Source organism: Thauera sp. WB-2 (genome assembly GCF_027594845.1).
Taxonomy (GTDB): Bacteria; Pseudomonadota; Gammaproteobacteria; order Burkholderiales; family Rhodocyclaceae; genus Thauera; species Thauera mechernichensis.
Window position 1 is genome coordinate 504,596 of record NZ_CP088935.1, and the last position, 19,094, is coordinate 523,689.

29 protein-coding genes are annotated in these 19,094 nt (G+C 66.1%); 17 read left to right on the forward strand and 12 right to left on the reverse strand.

From position 1 onward, the window contains the following. Positions 1–36: 36 nt before the first annotated feature. The 3 genes from dsbD to LQF09_RS02200 form a co-directional block, all read right to left on the reverse strand. Positions 37–1,890, reverse strand: a complete 1,854-nt coding sequence (gene dsbD, locus LQF09_RS02190) for a protein-disulfide reductase DsbD (protein ID WP_270069060.1) — start codon at positions 1,888–1,890, stop codon at positions 37–39. Between the two features lie 131 nt (positions 1,891–2,021). After that, a complete protein-coding gene (gene cutA / locus LQF09_RS02195) occupies positions 2,022–2,384 on the reverse strand; it encodes a divalent-cation tolerance protein CutA (protein ID WP_002931843.1) in 363 nt (120 codons plus the stop codon). Positions 2,385–2,610: 226 nt separating this feature from the next. Further along, on the reverse strand, positions 2,611–3,189 hold the full coding sequence (locus LQF09_RS02200; protein WP_002940167.1) for a histidine phosphatase family protein: 579 nt from the start codon (positions 3,187–3,189) through the stop codon (positions 2,611–2,613). A 186-nt stretch (positions 3,190–3,375) separates the two neighbouring features. Between LQF09_RS02200 and LQF09_RS02205 the strand changes: the two genes are divergently transcribed. From LQF09_RS02205 to LQF09_RS02225, 5 genes are all read left to right on the forward strand, one after another. Next, complete coding sequence (locus tag LQF09_RS02205; RefSeq protein ID WP_232431615.1) at positions 3,376–3,921, forward strand: hemerythrin domain-containing protein; 546 nt, start codon at positions 3,376–3,378, stop codon at positions 3,919–3,921. Positions 3,922–4,069: 148 nt separating this feature from the next. Then, the gene (locus LQF09_RS02210; protein WP_002931846.1) at positions 4,070–4,315 is read left to right on the forward strand and encodes a type II toxin-antitoxin system ParD family antitoxin; all 246 of its coding nucleotides are present in this window, start codon (positions 4,070–4,072) and stop codon (positions 4,313–4,315) included. Continuing rightward, complete coding sequence (locus LQF09_RS02215; RefSeq protein ID WP_002931847.1) at positions 4,308–4,598, forward strand: type II toxin-antitoxin system RelE/ParE family toxin; 291 nt, start codon at positions 4,308–4,310, stop codon at positions 4,596–4,598. Before LQF09_RS02210 ends, LQF09_RS02215 begins: the two co-directional genes overlap by 8 nt. Positions 4,599–4,710: 112 nt before the next feature. Continuing rightward, positions 4,711–4,995 carry a nucleotidyltransferase family protein gene (locus LQF09_RS02220; RefSeq protein WP_002940158.1) on the forward strand — a complete coding sequence of 95 codons (285 nt, stop codon included), beginning with the start codon at positions 4,711–4,713 and terminating at the stop codon, positions 4,993–4,995. Positions 4,996–5,047: 52 nt separating this feature from the next. Beyond that, the gene (locus tag LQF09_RS02225) at positions 5,048–5,257 is read left to right on the forward strand and encodes a HepT-like ribonuclease domain-containing protein (RefSeq protein ID WP_270069061.1); all 210 of its coding nucleotides are present in this window, start codon (positions 5,048–5,050) and stop codon (positions 5,255–5,257) included. Positions 5,258–5,674: 417 nt separating this feature from the next. Here LQF09_RS02225 and LQF09_RS19630 read toward each other — a convergent pair whose 3' ends face one another. The 3 genes from LQF09_RS19630 to LQF09_RS02240 form a co-directional block, all read right to left on the reverse strand. After that, positions 5,675–6,025, reverse strand: a complete 351-nt coding sequence (locus LQF09_RS19630) for a pilin (protein ID WP_333482875.1) — start codon at positions 6,023–6,025, stop codon at positions 5,675–5,677. A gap of 394 nt (positions 6,026–6,419) precedes the next feature. After that, positions 6,420–6,725, reverse strand: coding sequence for a type II toxin-antitoxin system RelE family toxin (locus LQF09_RS02235; RefSeq protein WP_138861463.1), 306 nt, complete (start codon positions 6,723–6,725; stop codon positions 6,420–6,422). After that, positions 6,712–6,957, reverse strand: a complete 246-nt coding sequence (locus tag LQF09_RS02240; RefSeq protein ID WP_270069062.1) for a type II toxin-antitoxin system Phd/YefM family antitoxin — start codon at positions 6,955–6,957, stop codon at positions 6,712–6,714. The genes LQF09_RS02235 and LQF09_RS02240 overlap by 14 nt, the downstream gene beginning before the upstream one ends. Positions 6,958–7,125: 168 nt before the next feature. Between LQF09_RS02240 and LQF09_RS02245 the strand changes: the two genes are divergently transcribed. The 6 genes from LQF09_RS02245 (at position 7,126) to LQF09_RS02270 (ending at position 9,443) form a co-directional block, all read left to right on the forward strand. Continuing rightward, the gene (locus tag LQF09_RS02245) at positions 7,126–7,356 is read left to right on the forward strand and encodes a type II toxin-antitoxin system Phd/YefM family antitoxin (RefSeq protein ID WP_270069063.1); all 231 of its coding nucleotides are present in this window, start codon (positions 7,126–7,128) and stop codon (positions 7,354–7,356) included. Between the two features lie 6 nt (positions 7,357–7,362). After that, complete coding sequence (locus tag LQF09_RS02250) at positions 7,363–7,764, forward strand: PIN domain-containing protein (RefSeq protein WP_270069064.1); 402 nt, start codon at positions 7,363–7,365, stop codon at positions 7,762–7,764. 131 nt (positions 7,765–7,895) lie between these two features. Continuing rightward, on the forward strand, positions 7,896–8,120 hold the full coding sequence (locus tag LQF09_RS02255; protein WP_270069065.1) for an AbrB/MazE/SpoVT family DNA-binding domain-containing protein: 225 nt from the start codon (positions 7,896–7,898) through the stop codon (positions 8,118–8,120). A 14-nt stretch (positions 8,121–8,134) separates the two neighbouring features. Beyond that, complete coding sequence (locus tag LQF09_RS02260; RefSeq protein ID WP_270069066.1) at positions 8,135–8,596, forward strand: putative toxin-antitoxin system toxin component, PIN family; 462 nt, start codon at positions 8,135–8,137, stop codon at positions 8,594–8,596. A gap of 65 nt (positions 8,597–8,661) precedes the next feature. Further along, complete coding sequence (locus LQF09_RS02265; protein ID WP_270069067.1) at positions 8,662–8,940, forward strand: type II toxin-antitoxin system TacA family antitoxin; 279 nt, start codon at positions 8,662–8,664, stop codon at positions 8,938–8,940. Beyond that, positions 8,937–9,443, forward strand: coding sequence for a GNAT family N-acetyltransferase (locus tag LQF09_RS02270; RefSeq protein ID WP_270069068.1), 507 nt, complete (start codon positions 8,937–8,939; stop codon positions 9,441–9,443). The genes LQF09_RS02265 and LQF09_RS02270 overlap by 4 nt, the downstream gene beginning before the upstream one ends. Positions 9,444–9,487: 44 nt before the next feature. Here LQF09_RS02270 and LQF09_RS02275 read toward each other — a convergent pair whose 3' ends face one another. Then, positions 9,488–9,820, reverse strand: coding sequence for a type II toxin-antitoxin system VapC family toxin (locus LQF09_RS02275; RefSeq protein WP_002945665.1), 333 nt, complete (start codon positions 9,818–9,820; stop codon positions 9,488–9,490). A 66-nt stretch (positions 9,821–9,886) separates the two neighbouring features. Between LQF09_RS02275 and LQF09_RS02280 the strand changes: the two genes are divergently transcribed. From LQF09_RS02280 to LQF09_RS02295, 4 genes are all read left to right on the forward strand, one after another. Continuing rightward, positions 9,887–10,117, forward strand: a complete 231-nt coding sequence (locus LQF09_RS02280; RefSeq protein WP_270069063.1) for a type II toxin-antitoxin system Phd/YefM family antitoxin — start codon at positions 9,887–9,889, stop codon at positions 10,115–10,117. Between the two features lie 6 nt (positions 10,118–10,123). Continuing rightward, entirely contained in the window at positions 10,124–10,525 is a 402-nt protein-coding gene (locus LQF09_RS02285; RefSeq protein ID WP_270069064.1) for a PIN domain-containing protein, read from the forward strand. A 148-nt stretch (positions 10,526–10,673) separates the two neighbouring features. Then, on the forward strand, positions 10,674–10,898 hold the full coding sequence (locus tag LQF09_RS02290) for an AbrB/MazE/SpoVT family DNA-binding domain-containing protein (RefSeq protein ID WP_270069065.1): 225 nt from the start codon (positions 10,674–10,676) through the stop codon (positions 10,896–10,898). Next, the gene (locus LQF09_RS02295) at positions 10,895–11,323 is read left to right on the forward strand and encodes a putative toxin-antitoxin system toxin component, PIN family (protein WP_270069069.1); all 429 of its coding nucleotides are present in this window, start codon (positions 10,895–10,897) and stop codon (positions 11,321–11,323) included. The genes LQF09_RS02290 and LQF09_RS02295 overlap by 4 nt, the downstream gene beginning before the upstream one ends. 33 nt (positions 11,324–11,356) lie before the next feature. On the opposite strand, the gene LQF09_RS02300 is transcribed toward LQF09_RS02295, so the two are convergent. Both LQF09_RS02300 and LQF09_RS02305 read right to left on the reverse strand, forming a co-directional pair. After that, the gene (locus LQF09_RS02300) at positions 11,357–11,632 is read right to left on the reverse strand and encodes a PIN domain-containing protein (protein WP_270069070.1); all 276 of its coding nucleotides are present in this window, start codon (positions 11,630–11,632) and stop codon (positions 11,357–11,359) included. A 10-nt stretch (positions 11,633–11,642) separates the two neighbouring features. Next, a complete protein-coding gene (locus LQF09_RS02305; RefSeq protein ID WP_270069071.1) occupies positions 11,643–12,254 on the reverse strand; it encodes a glutathione S-transferase in 612 nt (203 codons plus the stop codon). A 197-nt stretch (positions 12,255–12,451) separates the two neighbouring features. Here LQF09_RS02305 and LQF09_RS02310 point away from each other — a divergent pair, with 197 nt between their 5' ends. Beyond that, positions 12,452–13,042, forward strand: a complete 591-nt coding sequence (locus tag LQF09_RS02310) for a nucleotidyltransferase domain-containing protein (protein ID WP_037983318.1) — start codon at positions 12,452–12,454, stop codon at positions 13,040–13,042. Between the two features lie 96 nt (positions 13,043–13,138). On the opposite strand, the gene LQF09_RS02315 is transcribed toward LQF09_RS02310, so the two are convergent. From LQF09_RS02315 to LQF09_RS02325, 3 genes are read right to left on the reverse strand one after another with little or no spacing between them, the layout of a single operon-like run. Further along, entirely contained in the window at positions 13,139–13,795 is a 657-nt protein-coding gene (locus LQF09_RS02315) for an alpha/beta hydrolase (protein WP_002931860.1), read from the reverse strand. Beyond that, positions 13,792–14,115: a (2Fe-2S) ferredoxin domain-containing protein gene (locus LQF09_RS02320; RefSeq protein WP_270069072.1), complete on the reverse strand. Its 324-nt coding sequence runs from the start codon at positions 14,113–14,115 to the stop codon at positions 13,792–13,794. Before LQF09_RS02320 ends, LQF09_RS02315 begins: the two co-directional genes overlap by 4 nt. A gap of 49 nt (positions 14,116–14,164) precedes the next feature. After that, positions 14,165–15,265, reverse strand: a complete 1,101-nt coding sequence (locus tag LQF09_RS02325) for a VanZ family protein (RefSeq protein WP_270069073.1) — start codon at positions 15,263–15,265, stop codon at positions 14,165–14,167. Between the two features lie 310 nt (positions 15,266–15,575). Here LQF09_RS02325 and LQF09_RS02330 point away from each other — a divergent pair, with 310 nt between their 5' ends. Continuing rightward, entirely contained in the window at positions 15,576–19,088 is a 3,513-nt protein-coding gene (locus tag LQF09_RS02330; RefSeq protein WP_270069909.1) for a transglutaminase family protein, read from the forward strand. Positions 19,089–19,094: the final 6 nt, after the last annotated feature.

Genomic DNA, 19,094 nt, shown 5'->3' on the forward strand with positions numbered 1-19,094 from the left:
GTTGCAAGTTTGCGTGTTCGGTCGTGCAAGTTTAGATCACAGCGCCCGATCCAGCACCGTCGCGAACGGCTCCGCCTTCATGAAGCCGACGACCCGCATGCCCGCGCGCTCCTGGCCCCCGGCGTCGAAGAAGATGATCCCCGGCGGGCCGAAGAGGCCGAAGCGCTTGAGCAGCGCCTTGTGTTCGTCGGTATTGGCGGTGACGTCGGCCTTGAGCAGCAGCATGCGGCCCATGCGTTCGGCCACGCGCGCGTCGCTGAAGGTGAAGCGCTCCATCTCCTTGCACGACACGCACCAGTCGGCATAGAAGTCGAGCATCACCGGGCGGTCGGCGGCGGCCAGCCGTGCGTCGAGCTCGGCGATGGAGTCCACCTTCTCGAACTGCGGCACATTGACCGGTGCCGCAGCCTGCGCGCGCAGCACCGACAGCGGCTGCAGCGGGTCGCGCGAGCCGGCGAGTGCCCCCACCAGGATCGCCGCGCCGGACAGCAGCAGCACCACGCCCACGCCCTTCCAGAAGCGCTGCCAGCCCTTTGCGTTGTGCGGCAGCGGGTCGATGGCGTGCAGGAAGATGCCTGAGAACAGCAGCAGCGCCGCCCAGCCCAGCATCATCGCCAGCGCGGGGATCACCGGCGTGATCATCCACAGCGCCACTGCCAGCAGCATCACGCCGAAAGCCTTCTTGACGCCTTCCATCCACGGTCCGACCTTGGGCAGCAGGCTGCGCGAGGCCACCCCCACCGCCAGCAGCGGCGCGCCCATGCCGAGTGCCATCACGAACAGTGCCCAGCCGCCCAGCACGGCGTCGCCAGTTTGCGCGATGTAGAGCAGGGCGCCGGCCAGCGGCGCGGCCACGCACGGGCCGACGATGAGCGCCGACAGCACGCCCATCACCGTCACCCCGCCCAGGCTGCCGCCCTTGTTGTGGCTGGCGGTGTCGGCGAGCTTGCTCTGCAGCGCCGAGGGCAGCTGCAGCTCATAGAAGCCGAACATCGACAGCGACAGCAGCACGAAGACGAGCGCGAACACCGACAGCACCCACACGTTCTGCAGCGCGGCGCTCAGCATGGTGCCCGACAGGCCCGCGGCGACGCCCGCCAGCGCATAGGTGACCGCCATGCCCAGCACGTAGGCCAGCGACAGCACGAAGGCGCGCATGTGCGACACCTTGTGGCCCTGGCCGACGATGATGCCCGACAGGATGGGGATCATCGGAAAGGTGCACGGGGTGAAGGCGAGCAGCAGGCCGAAGCCGAAGAAGCTGAGCAGGATCAGCGGCACGCTGGCCCCTGAAAGCATGCGCGCGATGTCGCCGGTCTCGTCGCTGGAGACGGCACCGCTGGCTGCGGCTTCGGCTCCCGGCGGTGCGGCCTGGTTGCCGAAGCCGCCGCTGCGCAGCTTGTCCAGGAAACCGCCGCTGGGCTGGATCGGGGGCGCATCGAGGTCGATCGACACCTGCTGCGTGGTCGGCGGGTAGCAGATGCCGCCATCCCAGCAGCCCTGGCTGGTGGCGAAGAGCTCGAAGCGGCGTACGCCCTCCGGCACCTGCACCGGCAACAGCAGGCGGAGCTCGCCGCGATGGGTCTCGACGTTGCCGAAGAAGTCGTCCTTTTTCCACTTGCCTGCAGGCTTGTCCACCGGGCCGAAGCTGATGCCTTCGGGCTCGGCCTCGAAGCGGAACTTGTCGCCGTAGAGGTAGTAGTCCTTGGCGATGGTGAACACCACTTCCACCGTTTGTCCGTCGAGCGCCTGTGCCCGCGGCACAAAGGCCTTCTCGGGAGCGATCGGGTTGGCCTGGGCGGCGGGGGCGAGCGCGAACAGGCTCGCGACCAGAGTCAGGAGCCAGAGCAGGCGGCGCAGGCTGAGCGATGAGCGTGTGGTGGAAGGCATGAGTGGGGCGTCAGGGAATAATCTCGGGGCAGGCTGTGGTCGAGTTCGTGCTCGAGGCAGGCGGTGGGCAGCAGCGCCCGACGGTGGCGCTTGAGCTCGGGTCCGGGACACGATTCACCACGATGCGCCCGTCACGTATCCGGAAGGGCGGTTTCGGTGGCGACCCAGCCGAGGTAGGCGTCCAGGCCTTGCTCCACAGGGACCGCCACGATCTCGGGAAGTTCGTAGGGGTGACGGGCGCGGATGGCTGCCTCCAGCGCTGCGTAGCGTGCGGCTGTGGTCTTGAGCAGTACCGGCACCTCGTTCGCGGTCTCGAGTGCGCCCTGCCAGCGATACACCGAGGTGCAGGGCGCGAGAATGTTCGCGCACGCGGCCAGGCGGGCTTCGACCAGTTCCGCAGCCAGCGCGGCTGCCGCGCCATGGTCGGGCAGGTTGGTGAGGACGAGCAGCACGCGCGCATCGTCACCCGGCGGCAGGGGTGGGCTTGCAGTCATCGACGTTGGTCAGCGAGGAGAACGCCGGCATTGTTCCAGAAAATGTGCGCGGGCGACCTGCGCAGGATCAAGCCTGCGGGGCGAATCGCCCGGATCCTTCCCAATACGCCGAGGATTGCGCCCGGGCGTTGCGTTCCCAGAGGGCGCGCCGCGCCTGTTCACGCCGTATGAGCGGCGCCAGCCGCGAGCTTTTGAGGGCGAGCAGGCGGGTTGCAATCGCCTTGTCTCAAGGCGCTGTCCGGATTCGCCCGGCCAGGCTCAGCGCATCCCCTTCCACCCGCATCACGATGATTTCGCCCGAGGCCGGGAACACGCCCGACAGCGCGGTGATGTTCACCTGATGCGTCACCAGCACCAGCGGCTTGTCTGCGCTCGCCTGTGCGGCGATGAGCGCGCGGGCGGCACGGGTGTGCGCAGCCTCCTCGCCGCGGTCGGTAAAGAAGGAGTTGAGCGCGGCGTCTGCCGTGACCTCGCCCAGCGCCAGCCCACGCGCCGTATCCAGGGCCCTGCACCATTGGCTCGAGAACACGGCCGCCGCTGCGATGCCGTTGGCGCGGAAGCGCTCGCCGATCGCCCGCGCCTGGGTGTGGCCCGCCGCCGACAGGTTGCGCTGCGTGCTGCAGTCATTCACACGGAAGCCCACCGGGTCGCCAGTGCCGGGGGCCAGCGCATGGCGCATCAGCGCGACGTGCCCGCCCGTACGCAGCGCTGCCCACAGTGTGGCTTCGTCCGTGGCGGCATCGGCATGAGCCGTCGTCGGCAGCAGAGGGGCGAACAGCGCCAGGATCAGCAGGAGTGGTCTCATGGGTGGTCAGCGTAGACGGGTGAGTGCGGGTGAGCGCTGGGGAGTGGCAACGCTCGATGGACCATGGCAAGGGGGCGAAAGTGCCCCTCGATACTTGATCTTCAGCAAAGACGCTGGTCATGCATTTGTATTACGTTGCGTCCGCCTCAGGGCGATCGGAATCGGATGCTTGTTGCGGAGATGCTCATGTTTTTTCTCGATTGGCTGTTTGGCAAGCGTCAGGCGCGGTCGGCAGCGGCCGCGCCGGCAGGGCGTGAGGATCTGTCGGCGGCGGCACAGGCCGGAGGGTGCGCGCCAGGGACGTCGATCCGCTACAGCCCGGAGTTGATCGACCGCCTCGTACGCGACCACCGCAGCCTGTTTGATCGCTTTGGCGCGATCCGCAGCGCCGCCCGCGAAGGGCGGTTGAAAGAGGCGGAGGCCTTGCTGGACCGGTTCCGGGCCGATCTGCACGATCACCTGCTGGTGGAGAACGTCCGGCTCTACGTCTATCTCGAACATGCGCTCGCCAATGACCCGGTCAGCCATGCCCTGATTCGCGAGTTCCGTCACGACATGGATGAGATCGGCCGAAACGTGGTCGCATTCCTTGCGCGATACGCGCAGATCGCCAGCAGCCCGGCGCTCGCCGAAGCCTTCGTGGCCGAGTTCGACGTCGTCGGCAAAGTGCTGGCCGACCGCATCAAGCGCGAGGAGGAGGTTCTTTACCCGCTGTACGCGCCGGTGGGCTGACCGGCGGGTTGTCCGCACTCAGTCTTGGGCCTGTCCGCTTGATGGGAAGTTGGGGTCTGTCCCCCTATTTCCTGTCCCCTAAGTGCTCTATAGTGCACCATTCGTACGAACTAATCATACTTTTGGTGTAACTCCAGGAGGCCACGTCATGGGCACCGTGCGCAAGACGATTACCTTGACCGACCAGCAGGACAACTGGGTCAAGGCACAGATCAACGCAGGTCACTACACCAACGACAGCGAGTGCATCCGCGATTTGATCCGCCGCGAGCAGGAGCGCAGCGCCGAGATCGAGGCGATCCGCGCCGCGCTTATCGAGGGGGAAGCCAGCGGCGAGCCGAGACGCTTCGATGCTGCGGCCTTCAAGCAAAGGATGCTTGCCGAGCATGGCTGAATATCGCCTGACCCCGGCGGCTGAGCGCGACCTCGAGGCAATCTGGGTCCACACGGTTCGGGAATGGGGCGTTGAGCAGGCCGTGCGCTACATCGACTTGCTTACGATGGCGTTCGCCAGGTTGGCTGCCTCGCCGAGGACGGCTCCAGCCTGTGACCACATCCGGTCAGGCTATCGGCGATGGAGCGTTGAGCGACACATGATCTACTTTCGAGCGACCGACTACGGCATCGCCGTAGTTCGTGTCCTGCATGAGCGGATGGACGCGCCTCGCCACCTGTGATCAAACGCTGCGCGAACTTGCTGCCGCCTGCGCAGGAAGTCGGCAGTTCGGCCGGGCTTGTCCCTTTCTCGTTTGCTAGACTTGATGCGTCGTTTTTCATGAGGTAGCGAACATGCACCCGATGATCGAATCCCACCGCGAGGCGCTGCGTGCGCTGGCGCGACGCCATGGCGTGCGCTCGATCAAGGTGTTCGGCTCGATGGCGCGTGACGACGCCGACGCATCCAGCGATGTCGATCTGCTGGTCGAAACCGCTCCCGACACCTCGGGCTTCGTGCTCGGGGCATTGTTGATGGACGCGCAGGATCTGCTCGGGCGCCGCGTGGACGTGGTGACCGAGAAATCACTTCACCCGCTGATGCGCGATCGAATCCTCAACGAAGCGCAGCCATTGTGATCCTTGCCGCATGAAGCCGAGTCTCGAGGCCGACAAGGTCTAGCTTGCCCATATGCTGGAGTGCGCGGGCCGCATCGACGAGTACGTCGGTGGTGATGAGGCGCGTTTTCGCGGCTCACGGCTGATTCAGGGTGCGGTCGTTCGCAATCTGCAAACACTGGCGGAGTCGAGTCAGCGTTTGACCGATGCGATCAAGGCGAGCGAGTCAGACGTGCCTTGGCGTGCGATAGCCGGCTTCAGGAACATCCTGGTGCATGACTAGCTGGCGATCGACGTCGATGCGGTCTGGCTGGTCGCGGATCAGGAATTGCCGCGGCTGCACGCGGCGTTGCAGCGGATGGCGACACGCTTGCAAGTGGAGTGAGCGGGCGAAACCAGCCCGGTCGGTCAAGCACGAAAAAGCCCGCCGGGCGTGAGCGCGGCGGGCTTTTGGTGAGGCTAGGTCAGGTGGGAAATTGGGGTCTGTCGCCTATTCCCACTCCTACTTCCGGTGGGGATGGGTTAGGTGAGTAAATGAAAGACCTGACCCCTATCCCTTGACCCTATCCCTTGACCCCTATCCCTTCTTGACCCCTATCCCTTCTAGAATGAGCCCACCGGGCGTGAGCGCGGCGGGCTTTGGGGTGAGGCTAGGTCAGGGGGGAAATTGGGGTCTGTTCCCTATTTCCTTACGTTTCCGTTAGGGAGCGGGAGCGTGTGAGCAGTTAGCTGTGTTGGCTACGCAAGTCACTGTCCCGCTCCCGGGCGCGCGTGGAGTTGCGGTGATATCTGCGGCTGTCGCAAGCGTCCAAGTCACGGCGCTCGTCGTGGCAGTGCATGCGCCATTGGTTGGCGCGGGCGGTGCTTCGGCGCTGTGGAGTGCCACCATGACAGCGTTTGCATACGACTTCACTTCGGACAAGCATGAGTTATTAGCGGAGCGGATCGTATAGTTCTGATATTGCGGCAGCGCCACGGCCGCCAAAATGCCAATAATCGCCACCACGATCATCAGTTCGATCAGCGTGAAGCCTTGTTGTGCCTTTTTCATTTCAGTTCTCCTTGAGAGGGAAACCACGGGAAGTCCGCTTGCCTACTCTTAGGCAACCTCCGTGCCAGCCCCGAAAAACCCGGTTTTCGTGACGCATTGCCGCCGATGTGACACGAATACAGGTCGGAATGTGACAAACACCCCGAGGCGGGCTGTCAACATGTGACACGTGAAGGGCTTGCGGGCTCGGGCTTGCGGGCTTGGGGTCAGGTCTTTCATTTGCCCACCCCCGAGAAAGTGCGGGGGGCTTGGGGTCAGGGGCTTGTTGCAGGCTTGGGGTCATGCAGGCTTGGGGTCAGGTCTTTCATTTGCCCACCCCCGAGAAAGCGGACGCACTGCTAAGGGAACCCGGGGTCAGATCTCTCATTTGCCCACGGGCTTTTCCAGCCGGCGGTCAGTCCCGAGGCGGGTCGTCCAGGCGGGCCTGCGCCCGGGTGTAGGCTTGGAGCCTTTCCCGCAGGCCGATCGAGATGACCGTCACCCAGACCTCACCGTCATCGACCCGGTAAACCAATCGATACCCTGCAGCGCGGAGCTTGATCTTGTAGCAGTCCGCCATGCCCGACAGCGCAGCGGCGGGTACCCTGGGCGTGATCAGGCGCTCCTCCAGTTTCTTCTTGAACTGCGTGCGCACGCTGCCATCGAGCTTCTGCCATTCGGCGAGGGCCAGGGTGTGGAAGCGCAGCTTACAGGTCGTCAAGGCTCACCTCGACGAACGGGCCTTCGCTGCGCTCGCGCACACGGGCGGCGTCTTCGAGGTCTTCGAGGTGGGTGAGCAGGCGTTGGTAGTGCGCGGCCGAGAGCAGATAGGCCTCGGGCCGGTTGTGATTGAGTACGGCCACGGGCTGATCGTCGGCCTGGGCGAGGATGCTGGCGAAGTTGCGCTTGAGCTCGGTGACGCTGACCGTCAGGTCGGCCATGATCGTTTGCATGGTGCGCCTCAAAAAGATGCTTAATCAGGTGTTGAATATAGCATCCAAGGTCCGGGCTTGGGTCAAGGCTTGGGGGTCAAGGCTTGGGGTCAGGTCTTTCATTTGCCCACCCCCGAGAAAGCGGACGCACTGCTATGATCTGTCCATGTGGTCATCTGGAGAGTCGCCATGCGTACTGTAGCGGTAGTCGAAGCCAAGAGTCAGTTTTCAGCGCTGCTGGCAGCGGTCGAGAGTGGTGAGGAAGTGGCTATCACTCGGCGAGGGCGGGTGGTGGCTCGATTGGTGCCCGATGCGGCGCGCTCGGCGGCAGACGTCTTCCGACTCTGCTGGCGGGAGGGCGGGCTGGATCTGGCAGAGCCGGCCGATGCGCCGCCAGAGTCGGTTGCGGGCTGGGAATGATCGGACATGCACTATCTTCTCGATACCAATATCTTCATCGCCGCGCTGAAGGCGCACCCGGCGGTGCGAACGCGGCTCGAGTCCGTGCCGGCTTCTTCGATCGTGGTCTCGCCCATCGTGCTCGGCGAACTCGAAACCGGCGTGGAGAAGAGCGCGCAGGTCGAGCGCAACCGCGCGCGGTTGCATGAGGTCGTGGCGGGTCTTGCGGTGCCACCGCTCGATGCGACGGTGAGTGGGCACTACGCATGCATTCGCGCCGCGCTCGAGCGCCAGGGCACGCCGATAGGCGGCAACGATCTCTGGATTGCCGCGCAGGCGCTTGCATTGGGTGCCATGTTGGTGACCGACAACGTGAGGGAGTTCGGTCGTGTTCCGGGGTTGGTGGTGGAGAACTGGTTGGCTTCATAGGGGACTGGGGTCTTTCATTTGCTCATCCCCGCGCCGCATCTGCGCGAGGGATCAGGGTCGTGCATCAGTGCTCTTCCGTCGCGAAGAGGCTAATATCAAGTTCCTTACTTCATTACTTTTCGGGGGCAGTCATGTTGGCCAAGCGTACGAGCAAGAACCAGGTCACCTTGCCCAAGGCCATCGTCCAGCGCGTGGGCGAAGCCGACTACTACGACGTCACGGTCCAGGATGGAAAGATCGTGCTGACGCCGGTCCGGCTGCAGCAGGCCGATGCCGTGCGGGCGAAGCTCGAGGCGCTCGGCATCACGCAGGATGATGTCGAGGATGCGATTGCCTGGGCGAGAAAACGCGCATGACGCGGCCGCGCGTCGTGCTCGACACGAACTGCCTGGTGTCGGCATTGATCTTTTCCCGCGGCTGCTTCGCCTGGCTGCGCGAGGCCTGGCAGGGTGGGCGCTGTGTTCCGCTGGCGAGTCGCGATACGGTCGGCGAGCTGTTGCGTGTGCTCAACTATCCGAAGTTCAAGCTGTCGCGTGACGAGCAGGAGGCGCTGCTGGCCGAGTTTTTGCCCTATGTCGAGACCGTCGGCATCGAGACGCCGCCTGAGGGGCTTCCGGATATTCGGGACCCCGACGATGTGGTCTTCCTGGCGCTGGCGGTTGCTGCCGAGGCCGATGCGCTTGTCAGCGGGGACGGCGACCTTCATGCGGTCAAGGCGGACTTCCCGATTCCGATCCTGACGGTGGCGGAGTTTTCGGAGTGGTTGAATCGGCAGGAGAGATCCCGGGGTCAGGTCTTTCATTTGCTCACAACTCACACAACTGCGGCCTGAGCTTAGCTTGTCAGTACACCATCCGGACGCTATGATGGGGTCAGTTTCAGAACATGGAGCTTGCCGTGAGCACCCCAAGCCTCTCCAAAACCGAACGGATCGATGTCCGCGCCAGCAGCGCCGTCAAACAACTCTTGCAGGAAGCCGCACGTTCCTGTCACAAGAACGTCAGCGAGTTTCTGCTGGAGGCTGGCATCATTGCGGCCGACCAGGCCTTGGCGGACCGTCGTCGATTCGGGCTGGACGACGAGCGATGGCAGGCCTTTCAGCAAGCGCTGGACCGTCCTGTGCAAGCCAAGCCGCGCCTGAAGAAACTACTGGGCGAACCTGGGGTTCTGGATTGAGTGCAGGGTATGAGCCGGTCCGCAAACTCTCGCCGGCGGATTCGACAGAAGCGTTCGACTGCGGGCAGCCTGCGCTCAACCAGTTCCTGCAGCGCCATGCGCTCGTCAGCCAGAAGGCGAACAGTGCGCAGACTTACGTTTGTTGTCTGAGCAGTAAGGTGGTGGGCTTCTACAGTCTCGCAGTCGGCAGCGTCGACTCGGGGGAAGCCCCTGCACGCGTCAGGAAGAGTCTGGCCCGGCATCCGGTTCCGGTAATGATTCTGGCGCGACTCGCAGTGGATCGTGATCACCAGGGGGTTGGCCTGGGCAAGGCGCTGCTCAAGGATGCGCTGCTGCGCACTGCCCAAGCTGCCGAAATCGCGGGCATTCGTTGCGTGCTGGTTCACGCTAAAGACGAGGCCGCTCGGCAGTGGTACGCGTCCTGGGAGTTCGAGCCAAGCCCCACCGACCCCTACCACCTGTTCCTGATGCTCAAGGACCTCAGAGCCTTGCTGGCGGAGTGAGTGGGGGCTCGTGGTGGGGGCTTGGGGTCAGGTCTTTCATTTGCTCACCCCACCCGCTGCACAGCCACGCCGACCTTGTCTGCCCCCCGCGCCAGCGTGGCGTCCGCTGTGCACAGTGTCGCGCTCAGGCGCATGCATACGGCCAGATGCAGCGCATCGCCCGCACGTAGTCCGCTGCGGTAGTCGGCAATCCAGCCTCTGGCGCAGTCGAAGTCCGCGGTGTCGACCGCTTCCACAGCGAGTCGCGCACTGACGAGCTTGTCGAAGCGCTCGAGCCCCTTGCGATGGAGGTCCGTCGACACATCGCCCCGGCGCGCCATGATCCCCGCGGCGCTGGCGAACTTGGTGCGTGGTGTCACCTGAGTCAGGTCTTTCATTTGCCCACCCCCGAGAAAGCGGACGCACTGCTATGATCTGTCCATGTGGTCATCTGGAGAGTCGCCATGCGTACTGTAGCGGTAGTCGAAGCCAAGAGTCAGTTTTCAGCGCTGCTGGCAGCGGTCGAGAGTGGTGAGGAAGTGGCTATCACTCGGCGAGGGCGGGTGGTGGCTCGATTGGTGCCCGATGCGGCGCGCTCGGCGGCAGACGTCTTCCGACTCTGCTGGCGGGAGGGCGGGCTGGATCTGGCAGAGCCGGCCGATGCGCCGCCAGAGTCGGTTGCGGGCTGGGAATGATCGGACATGCACTATCTTCTCGATACCAATATCTTCATCGCCGCGCTGAAGGCGCACCCGGCGGTGCGAACGCGGCTCGAGTCCGTGCCGGCTTCTTCGATCGTGGTCTCGCCCATCGTGCTCGGCGAACTCGAAACCGGCGTGGAGAAGAGCGCGCAGGTCGAGCGCAACCGCGCGCGGTTGCATGAGGTCGTGGCGGGTCTTGCGGTGCCACCGCTCGATGCGACGGTGAGTGGGCACTACGCATGCATTCGCGCCGCGCTCGAGCGCCAGGGCACGCCGATAGGCGGCAACGATCTCTGGATTGCCGCGCAGGCGCTTGCATTGGGTGCCATGTTGGTGACCGACAACGTGAGGGAGTTCGGTCGTGTTCCGGGGTTGGTGGTGGAGAACTGGTTGGCTTCATAGGGGCCTGGGTCAGTTGGGGGACTGGGGTCTTTCATTTGCTCATCCCCGCGCCGCATCTGCGCGAGGGATCAGGGTCGTGCATCAGTGCTCTTCCGTCGCGAAGAGGCTAATATCAAGTTCCTTACTTCATTACTTTTCGGGGGCAGTCATGTTGGCCAAGCGTACGAGCAAGAACCAGGTCACCTTGCCCAAGGCCATCGTCCAGCGCGTGGGCGAAGCCGACTACTACGACGTCACGGTCCAGGATGGAAAGATCGTGCTGACGCCGGTCCGGCTGCAGCAGGCCGATGCCGTGCGGGCGAAGCTCGAGGCGCTCGGCATCACGCAGGATGATGTCGAGGATGCGATTGCCTGGGCGAGAAAACGCGCATGACGCGGCCGCGCGTCGTGCTCGACACGAACTGCCTGGTGTCGGCATTGATCTTTTCCCGCGGCTGCTTCGCCTGGCTGCGCGAGGCCTGGCAGGGTGGGCGCTGTGTTCCGCTGGCGAGTCGCGATACGGTCGGCGAGCTGTTGCGTGTGCTCAACTATCCGAAGTTCAAGCTGTCGCGTGACGAGCAGGAGGCGCTGCTGGCCGAGTTTTTGCCCTATGTCGAGACCGTCGGCATCGAGACGCCGCCTGAGGGGCTTCCGGATATTCGGGACCCCGACGATGTGGTCTTCCTGGCACTGGCGGTTGCTGCCGAGGCCGATGCGCTTGTCAGCGGGGACGGCGACCTTCATGCGGTCAAGGCGGACTTCCCGATTCCGATCCTGACGGTGGCGGAGTTTTCGGAGTGGTTGAATCGGCAGGGGTAGGAGAGAGATCCCGGGATCAGGTCTTTCATCTGCTCACCCCGCCCGCTGCACGGCCACGCCGACCTTGTCTGCCGTCCGCGCCAGCGTGTCGTCCGCTGTGCACAGTGTCGCGCTCAAGCGCATGCATACGGCCAGATGCAGCGCATCGCGCGCACGTAGTCTGCTGCGGCAGTCGGCAATCCGGCCTCTGGCGCGGTCGAAGTCCGCGGTATCGACCGCTTCCACAGCGCGTCTCGCTCTGAGGAGGTTGTCGAAGCGTTCGAGCCCTTCGCGATCGAAGTCCGTGGAGACATCGCCTCTGCGCGCCATGATCCCCGCGTCACCCCGCCGGCGGCTGGGTGTTTGCGAAGCTGGGCCGCGCAGACAGGCGGTCGGCGAAGGGGACCAGCCCGGGGTGGCGGCTGCGCCAGTCGAGGTCGGGAAAGCGTAGGTCGAGGTAGGCGAGGGCGACACCCACGGCGATGTCGCCGAGCTGCATGGCGCTGCCGTTGAACCAGTGGCGGTCGTCGAGGCGGCGCTCGAGTTCGGCCAGGCCGCGGTCGATCTTGTCTTTCTGGCGTTCGATCTCGCGTGCGCTGCGTTCGCCGTCGGGGCGGCGCGATTCGAGCAAGGCGGCGACCGCGGCATCGGTCACGCCGTCGGCGAGGGCCTCGGTCTGGCGTACGCGCACGGCGTCGAGCGCGTCGGCCGGCAGCAGGGCAGGCGGCGCGGCGAGGGTTTCCAGGTAGCCGGCGATGACCGGGGAGTCGAAGAAGGTTTCTCCGGTGGCGGTGATCAGCACCGGCACCTTGCCCAGCGGGTTGAGCGTGGGGATGCGGGTGTTGACCTCCCAGGGCGAATCCACCACCAGCTCGAAAGGCAATGCCTTTTCGGCGAGGATGATGCGGATCTTGCGGGCGTAGGGGCTGGTGAGCGAGGCGAGCAGTTTCATGGCGGCGTGTCTCCCTAGGGGTGAAGAACACGATACGCCACGCCGCAGGCCGCCGACATTAGGGAAACCGGAGAGCTTGTGGGCGAACGCCCGGCGGCAGCGTAATCGAGGGCTGACCCCGTTTCCCGTTTTCTCCCAACTGCGTTCCCCTGCCGTACAATGCAATTGTTTCTCAACAGGCAACGACCGTTTCCATTGTGAAAACAGAATCTGGCCTTTCCGACCTGCTCTTCCCTAACCAGTACCGGCGCAGGGTGTTGGGGCTGCTGCTCATGCGACCCGAGCAGCAGATTCATTTACGCGAACTTGCCCGGGTAATTGGGGCCGCACCCGGAACGCTCAAGAAGGAGCTGGATGCGCTTTGCGACGCCGGGCTGCTGCGTGCCGAGCGTGTGGGCAACCAGGTGCGGTTTTGTGCGAACACCGCGCACCCGGTGTTCCCGGAGTTGCAGGCCTTGATCAGAAAGACCATTGGCCTGGCCGATGCCTTGCGGCTCAGCCTCGCTCCGCTCGTCGACCGGATCGATGCGGCTTTCATCTTCGGCTCCATGGCTAGCGGTACGGAGCGTGCCGGGAGCGACATCGACCTCATGGTGGTTGGCGATGCCGGCTTCGCTGAGATCGTGGATGCGACCTATGAGGCGCAAGCTGCGCTCGGACGCGAGATCAACCCCAAGGTGATGAGCGCAAGCGAATGGCAGGCGAAGAGGTCGGAGCGCAATGCTTTCCTCCAGGATGTGTTGAACAAGCCCAGAATCATGCTGATCGGAGATGCCGATGCCCTCTGAGGCCGCGCTCGAGGCTTGGGGGCGCAGGGAAACCCCGAAGCCTTGCATTCGCTCAGGTCTCCCGCCGCTCCCTTACCCCGCACCTGGGTGCGCCGCTCAGGCGGGATCGACGTTGCGTGCGATCAGCTCGCGGATGAGGTGCAGCTTTCCGTGGAAGAAGTGGTCCGCGCCCGGGACGACCACGATGGGCTGCTCCTGCGGTCGCGCCCAGTCGAGCACGTTGGCCAGCGCCACGGTTTCGTCGTGCTCGCCGTGGATGACCAGGGCGGGGATGTTCTTCGGCAGCGCGGGGGTGTCGTAGCTGCGTCCGCTGCCGGTGGTGTCGCCTGCGGCCATGCCGACGAGGACGAGCTGGCGCGGCGGTGCGATGCCGTCGGCCAGGCGGTTGGCGACGCGTACCTGCACGTAGCCGCCAAAAGAGAAGCCGCCCAGCGCCAGCGGCTTCGCCCCCCAGCGTGATTCGGCCCAGCTGATCACCGCCAGCATGTCCTCGGTCTCGCCCTCGCCATGGTCGTGGGTGCCCTCGCTCTTGCCCACACCGCGGAAGTTGGGGCGGATCACGGCGTAGCCGAGGTCGCGGTAGGCCCGCGCCAGGGTGTGCGCCACCTTGTTGGTGTTGGCGCCGCCGAAGAGCGGGTGCGGGTGGCATACCAGGGCGATGCCCCTGACCGCCTCGGGGGCGTCGATGAGTGCTTCGATGTGGCCGGCGGGGCCGCGCAGCAGGGCGGGCTCGGTGGGCAGCGGCCGGCTCATGCCGTGCCCTCGGGCAGGCGCAGGCGGTCGACGATGCGGCCTTCGCGCAGGTGGCTGTCGATGATCTCGTCGATGTCTTCCTTGTCGACGTAGGTGTACCAGACGTTGTCCGGGTACACGACGATCACCGGGCCGTCGTCGCAGCGTCCCAGGCAACCCGCCTTGTTGACGCGCACGCTGCCCTGGCCCTTGAGGCCGAGCGCTGCGGTGCGTTCCTTGGCGTAGGTCTGCAACTCGCTGGCGCGATGGTCGTTGCAACAGGACTCACCTGCCGGACGCTGGTTGCAGCAGAAGAAAACGTGGTGTTTGAAGTAGCTCATGCCATCTCTCTTGGGCGGGGCAGCGGCGGGGGCGCTGCGCTGGCGGCCATTATAGGTGGCGCCGGCGCGGGTGTGCCGGGCTGGCGAGGCGTTCGCCGCGCCACAGCCCGAGCGCGGACAGATAGGCCAGTGCCAGGTAGGGCCACAGGCTGTCGACCAGCTGGGTGAGGCCGTGGAAGTTGAGGAAGTTGCTGTAGCTGGTGAGCTGCTGGTTGTAGGGCAGGTAAGGGTTCTCCGGGATCAGGTTGACCAGTGCGGTGGCCAGCAACAGGCCCGCGCCGGCCAGCGCGTGCTGTGCATAGCGCGGCAGCAGCAGGCAGGGCAGCAGCAGGGCAGCGCCGATCAACATGCCGCGTTCGGCGCCGGGGGTGAGCCAGGCCAGCGGCGCGGCGGGTTCGAAGAAGGTCCACGTGGCAAGCGTCTTGGCGAGCACGCCCAGGCCGAGCACCAGCAGTACGGGGGCCGGGTTGGCGCCGCGTGTCATGCAGCGCGCGAACAGGCCCACGGCGAGCAGTGCGCTGGCGGTGAGCGCGGTGTCGAAGGCGATGAAGCGTTCCGGACTGAAGGGCAGGGGGGCAGGGATGCCGAGCAGGCTGCGCAGGTCTCCGCTGGAGAACAGCAAGTCGTTGGCGGTGAGTTGGCCGAGCAGCCACAGGCCCAGCAGCACCAGCCCGGCCTCGCCGCTGCGTCCGCCGATGACGTATTGCGCCCGCCAGCGTTGCAGCCGGCCTTGCGGGCCGAACAAGGCGCCGCCCCAGCGTGCGCCAAGCAGTGCGCCCACCAGTGCGCCCGCGATGTTGCCGCCCAGGTCGAGGTTGCTGGCGACGCGGGTGGGCAGGTAGTTCTGCGCCGCTTCCAGGCCGAAGCTGAACAGGCCTGCGAGTACCGTTGCCACCGCCAGCTTGCGCGCCATGCCCCAGCCTTGCGGCAGCGCGGCGGCGAACAGGAAGCCGAGCGGCAGGTAGCCGAGGATGTTGAACAGGAAGTCCTCGGCGATGAAGTAGCGCGGCCATGGCGCCCACAACCAGTCGAACGCCGGCAGCCCGCTGTCGCGCCATCCGGTCAGCGGATGCAGGCAGGCATAGGCGACGAGCAGGGCGTAGGCGAGCGCCAGGGCGCGCGGCAGGGATGATGATGTGCTGGCGGGCATCGTTAGAGGGCAGACGAGCCCACGAGTGTAACGGCAACGGAGGGTGGACAAGGCAGGGTAGGTGAGGGTTGCCGGGCAATGACACGACTTGCTGCATCGGCGCAGGGCGCTCGGACGATGCAAGGCTCGCCGTTGGCGCAGCGCGATGGTGCCAGGCACCAACCTGGTGCGCGTGCGGGCGGGCGTGGTGCGCCAGTCCGCGAAAAACCGCCCCCTGCTGCTGGCGATGCCTTGTGCTGCGGTTGGTTTGTCGGTTGCACGAATCTTGCTGTCGAGCTTGTATCGACCACCTGCACGCCGCGAGGGCTCCGTGTCCATCCACGTCAAACTGAACCACGTCACCCACTACCGCTACGACCGTCCCGTGGCCCTGTCGCCGCAACTCGTGCGCCTGCGCCCGGCGCCGCACTCCCGCACCCCCATCCATGCCTATTCGCTGAAGGTCGAGCCGGGCACGCACTTCATCAACTGGCAGCAGGACCCGCAGTCGAACTATCTCGCCCGCCTGGTCTTCCCCGAGAAGACGACCGAGTTGCGCATCGAGGTGGATCTGGTGGCCGAGATGTCGGTCATCAACCCCTTCGACTTCTTTCTCGAGCCTGAAGCGGAAAAGATCCCATTCGCCTACGACGAGGGGCTTGGCGTGGAGCTGGCGCCCTACCGCCTGCATGCGCCGGCGGATGCGCTGGGCCCGAGGTTCGACGACTATCTGGCCGCGATACCGCGCACGCCCCGGGCCAGCGTCGACTTCCTGGTCGCCCTCAACCAGCGCCTGCAGCAGGACATCCGCTACCTGGTGCGCCTCGAGCCCGGCGTGCAGACGCCGGAGGAGACGCTCACCCTGGCCAGCGGCTCGTGCCGCGACTCGGCCTGGCTGTTGGTGCAGTTGCTGCGCCACCTCGGGCTGGCGGCGCGCTTCGTGTCCGGCTACCTGATCCAGCTCACGCCCGATGTGAAATCGCTCGACGGTCCATCGGGCACCGAGGTCGATTTCACCGACCTGCACGCCTGGTGCGAGGTGTACCTGCCCGGTGCGGGCTGGGTCGGGCTCGACCCGACATCGGGACTGTTTGCCGGCGAGGGCCACATCCCGGTGGCGTGCACCCCAGAGCCCTCGTCCGCTGCGCCGATCACGGGCTTCACCGACGAGTGCGAGTGCGAGTTCGAACACCACATGCGGGTCGAACGCGTGTGGGAGGCGCCACGCGTCACCAAGCCCTACACCGACGAACAGTGGGCGGCAATCGAGGTCCTGGGGCAGCGCATCGATGGCGACCTGAACGTCAACGACGTTCGCCTCACCCAGGGCGGCGAGCCCACCTTCGTGTCGCTCGACGACCGCGACGGCGCGGCCTGGAACAGCGATGCGCTCGATCCGCAGCAGCGCGACACGAGCAAGCCGAGCAAGCGCACCCTGGCCGAGAACCTGATGTTCCGCCTCAAGGACCACTATGCGCCGCAAGGCCTGCTGCATTTCGGCCAGGGCAAGTGGTACCCCGGCGAGCAGCTGCCGCGTTGGTCGCTGAACTGCTACTGGCGCCGTGACGGCGAACCGATCTGGCGCAACCCGGCGCTGTTTGCGCGCGAACTCTCCGGCACCGCGGTGGACGAGGCCATGGCGGCGCGCTTCCTCGCCCGCGTCGGCGAGCGCCTGGGCGTGGATACGCAATGGATGATGCCGGCCTTCGAGGACGCCTGGTACTACCTGTGGCGCGAGCGCCGGCTGCCGGCCAATGTCGATCCGCACGACGCGCGCGTGGATGATCCGCTCGAGCGCGCGCGCCTGGCCAAGGTCTTCGACCAGGGGCTCAAGCAGGTCATCGGCCACGTGCTGCCGATCGTGCGCCAGCACATCGGCATCGCGGGTCGCAGTCCGCGCTGGCAGAGCGGGCCGTGGTTCCTGCGTGCCGAGCGCCTGTACCTGATTCCCGGCGATTCGCCGATCGGCTACCGCCTGCCGCTGGATTCGCAGCCGTGGGCGGCCAAGGGCGACTACCCGTGGGTTCACGCCGCCGACCCCAACCAGGCCTTCCCGGTGCTGCCCGCCCATGCCGAACTGCGCCAGCAATTGCGCCCGTCCGGCGGTGCGGCCAGCGCCACCATCGGCGCCGACAGCGGCCTTGGCTTCACTGCCCACGGTGGCGGCTGGACGCCCGGCCGCGTCGAGCATGCCGGCTTTCATGAGGCCGAGGGCGCGCACGGCGGGGCGGCCATGCCGCTGCCCGGCGCGGCCGAGGCCGAGCTGGCGACGCGTGACGAACGCATCGATCCCGCCCGTCGCCCGAACCCGCACGAATCCGCCGCCTGGATCACACGCAGCGCGCTGTGTGCCGAGCCGCGTGGCGGCCTGCTCTACCTGTTCATGCCGCCGACGGTGGCGCTGGAGGACTACCTCGAGATCGTCACCGCCATCGAGGACACCGCGGCCGAGTTCGAGCTGCCGGTGGTGCTCGAGGGCTACGAGCCGCCCGCAGACCCGCGCCTGGCGAACTTCCGCATCACCCCCGACCCGGGCGTGATCGAGGTCAACATCCACCCTGCGGCGAGCTGGGACGAGCTCGTGGAGCGCACTACCACGCTCTACGAGGAGGCCCACCAGTCGCGCCTGTCGACCGAGAAGTTCATGCTCGACGGCCGCCACACCGGCACCGGCGGTGGCAACCACTTCGTGCTCGGCGGCGCCACGCCGGCCGATTCGCCTTTCCTGCGCCGGCCCGACCTGCTGCGCAGTCTGGTGAGCTACTGGCACAACCACCCCAGCCTGTCCTACCTGTTCTCCGGCTTGTTCATCGGCCCCACCTCGCAAGCGCCGCGGGTGGACGAGGCTCGCCACGACTCGGTGCACGAGCTGGAAGTGGCCTTCCAGCAGTTCCCCGCGCCCGGCGCGGCGGTACCGCCCTGGCTCATCGACCGTCTGCTGCGCAACCTGCTGATCGATGCCAGCGGCAACACCCATCGCGCCGAGTTCTGCATCGACAAGCTCTACAGCCCGGACACTGCCACCGGCCGCCTCGGCCTGCTGGAATTGCGCGCCTTCGAGATGCCGCCGCACGCGCGCATGAGCCTCGCCCAGCAGTTGCTGCTGCGCGCGCTGATCGCACGCTTCTGGCAGCAGCCCTATGCGCCCGGCCGGCTGCGGCGCTGGGGCACCGAACTGCACGACCGCTTCCTGTTGCCGCACTGGGTGGCGGAGGACTTCCGCGACGTCGTCACCGAGCTGCGTGAGTTCGGCTACCCGATCGAGTTCGACTGGTTCGCGCCGCACTTCGAGTTCCGCTTCCCCAAGTACGGTGAGTTCGCCGCGCGTGGTGTGCATGTCGAGTTGCGCATGGCGCTCGAGCCCTGGCATGTGATGGGCGAGGAGGGCGCGCCCGGTGGTACCGTGCGCTATGTCGATTCCTCGGTGGAGCGTGTGCAGGTGAAGGTGTCCGGCCTCAATGACGATCGCCATGTGCTCACCTGCAGCGGCCGCGCCGTGCCGCTGCAGCCCACCGGTGTGGTCGGCGAGTTCGTCGCCGGCGTGCGCTACCGGGCGTGGCAGCCGCCGTCCTGCCTGCACCCGACCATCGGCGTGCATGCGCCGCTGGTGTTCGACCTGGTCGATGGCTGGATGCGGCGCTCGATGGGGGGCTGCGTCTATCACGTCGCGCATCCGGGCGGGCGCAACCACGAGACCTACCCGGTCAACCCCTACGAGGCCGAAGGCCGGCGGCTGGCGCGCTTCACCACCACGGGGCACACCCCGGGGGCGATCGAGCCCGTACCTGCGCAGAGCAACGCCGACTTCCCCTTCACCCTTGATCTGCGCCGCAGGGGCGGCTGAGCGCGT

Excerpts from the sequence above, each read along its gene's own strand:
- dsbD (WP_270069060.1), bottom strand. The coding sequence starts at position 1,890 with ATGCCTTCCACCACACGCTCATCGCTCAGCCTGCGCCGCCTGCTCTGG.
- cutA (WP_002931843.1), bottom strand. The coding sequence starts at position 2,384 with ATGACTGCAAGCCCACCCCTGCCGCCGGGTGACGATGCGCGCGTGCTG.
- LQF09_RS02200 (WP_002940167.1), bottom strand. The coding sequence starts at position 3,189 with ATGAGACCACTCCTGCTGATCCTGGCGCTGTTCGCCCCTCTGCTGCCG.
- LQF09_RS02205 (WP_232431615.1), top strand. The coding sequence starts at position 3,376 with ATGTTTTTTCTCGATTGGCTGTTTGGCAAGCGTCAGGCGCGGTCGGCA.
- LQF09_RS02210 (WP_002931846.1), top strand. The coding sequence starts at position 4,070 with ATGGGCACCGTGCGCAAGACGATTACCTTGACCGACCAGCAGGACAAC.
- LQF09_RS02215 (WP_002931847.1), top strand. The coding sequence starts at position 4,308 with ATGGCTGAATATCGCCTGACCCCGGCGGCTGAGCGCGACCTCGAGGCA.
- LQF09_RS02220 (WP_002940158.1), top strand. The coding sequence starts at position 4,711 with ATGCACCCGATGATCGAATCCCACCGCGAGGCGCTGCGTGCGCTGGCG.
- LQF09_RS02225 (WP_270069061.1), top strand. The coding sequence starts at position 5,048 with ATGCTGGAGTGCGCGGGCCGCATCGACGAGTACGTCGGTGGTGATGAG.
- LQF09_RS19630 (WP_333482875.1), bottom strand. The coding sequence starts at position 6,025 with ATGAAAAAGGCACAACAAGGCTTCACGCTGATCGAACTGATGATCGTG.
- LQF09_RS02240 (WP_270069062.1), bottom strand. The coding sequence starts at position 6,957 with ATGCAAACGATCATGGCCGACCTGACGGTCAGCGTCACCGAGCTCAAG.
- LQF09_RS02245 (WP_270069063.1), top strand. The coding sequence starts at position 7,126 with ATGCGTACTGTAGCGGTAGTCGAAGCCAAGAGTCAGTTTTCAGCGCTG.
- LQF09_RS02250 (WP_270069064.1), top strand. The coding sequence starts at position 7,363 with ATGCACTATCTTCTCGATACCAATATCTTCATCGCCGCGCTGAAGGCG.
- LQF09_RS02255 (WP_270069065.1), top strand. The coding sequence starts at position 7,896 with ATGTTGGCCAAGCGTACGAGCAAGAACCAGGTCACCTTGCCCAAGGCC.
- LQF09_RS02275 (WP_002945665.1), bottom strand. The coding sequence starts at position 9,820 with ATGAAAGACCTGACTCAGGTGACACCACGCACCAAGTTCGCCAGCGCC.
- LQF09_RS02280 (WP_270069063.1), top strand. The coding sequence starts at position 9,887 with ATGCGTACTGTAGCGGTAGTCGAAGCCAAGAGTCAGTTTTCAGCGCTG.
- LQF09_RS02285 (WP_270069064.1), top strand. The coding sequence starts at position 10,124 with ATGCACTATCTTCTCGATACCAATATCTTCATCGCCGCGCTGAAGGCG.
- LQF09_RS02290 (WP_270069065.1), top strand. The coding sequence starts at position 10,674 with ATGTTGGCCAAGCGTACGAGCAAGAACCAGGTCACCTTGCCCAAGGCC.
- LQF09_RS02295 (WP_270069069.1), top strand. The coding sequence starts at position 10,895 with ATGACGCGGCCGCGCGTCGTGCTCGACACGAACTGCCTGGTGTCGGCA.
- LQF09_RS02300 (WP_270069070.1), bottom strand. The coding sequence starts at position 11,632 with ATGGCGCGCAGAGGCGATGTCTCCACGGACTTCGATCGCGAAGGGCTC.
- LQF09_RS02305 (WP_270069071.1), bottom strand. The coding sequence starts at position 12,254 with ATGAAACTGCTCGCCTCGCTCACCAGCCCCTACGCCCGCAAGATCCGC.
- LQF09_RS02315 (WP_002931860.1), bottom strand. The coding sequence starts at position 13,795 with ATGAGCCGGCCGCTGCCCACCGAGCCCGCCCTGCTGCGCGGCCCCGCC.
- LQF09_RS02320 (WP_270069072.1), bottom strand. The coding sequence starts at position 14,115 with ATGAGCTACTTCAAACACCACGTTTTCTTCTGCTGCAACCAGCGTCCG.
- LQF09_RS02325 (WP_270069073.1), bottom strand. The coding sequence starts at position 15,265 with ATGCCCGCCAGCACATCATCATCCCTGCCGCGCGCCCTGGCGCTCGCC.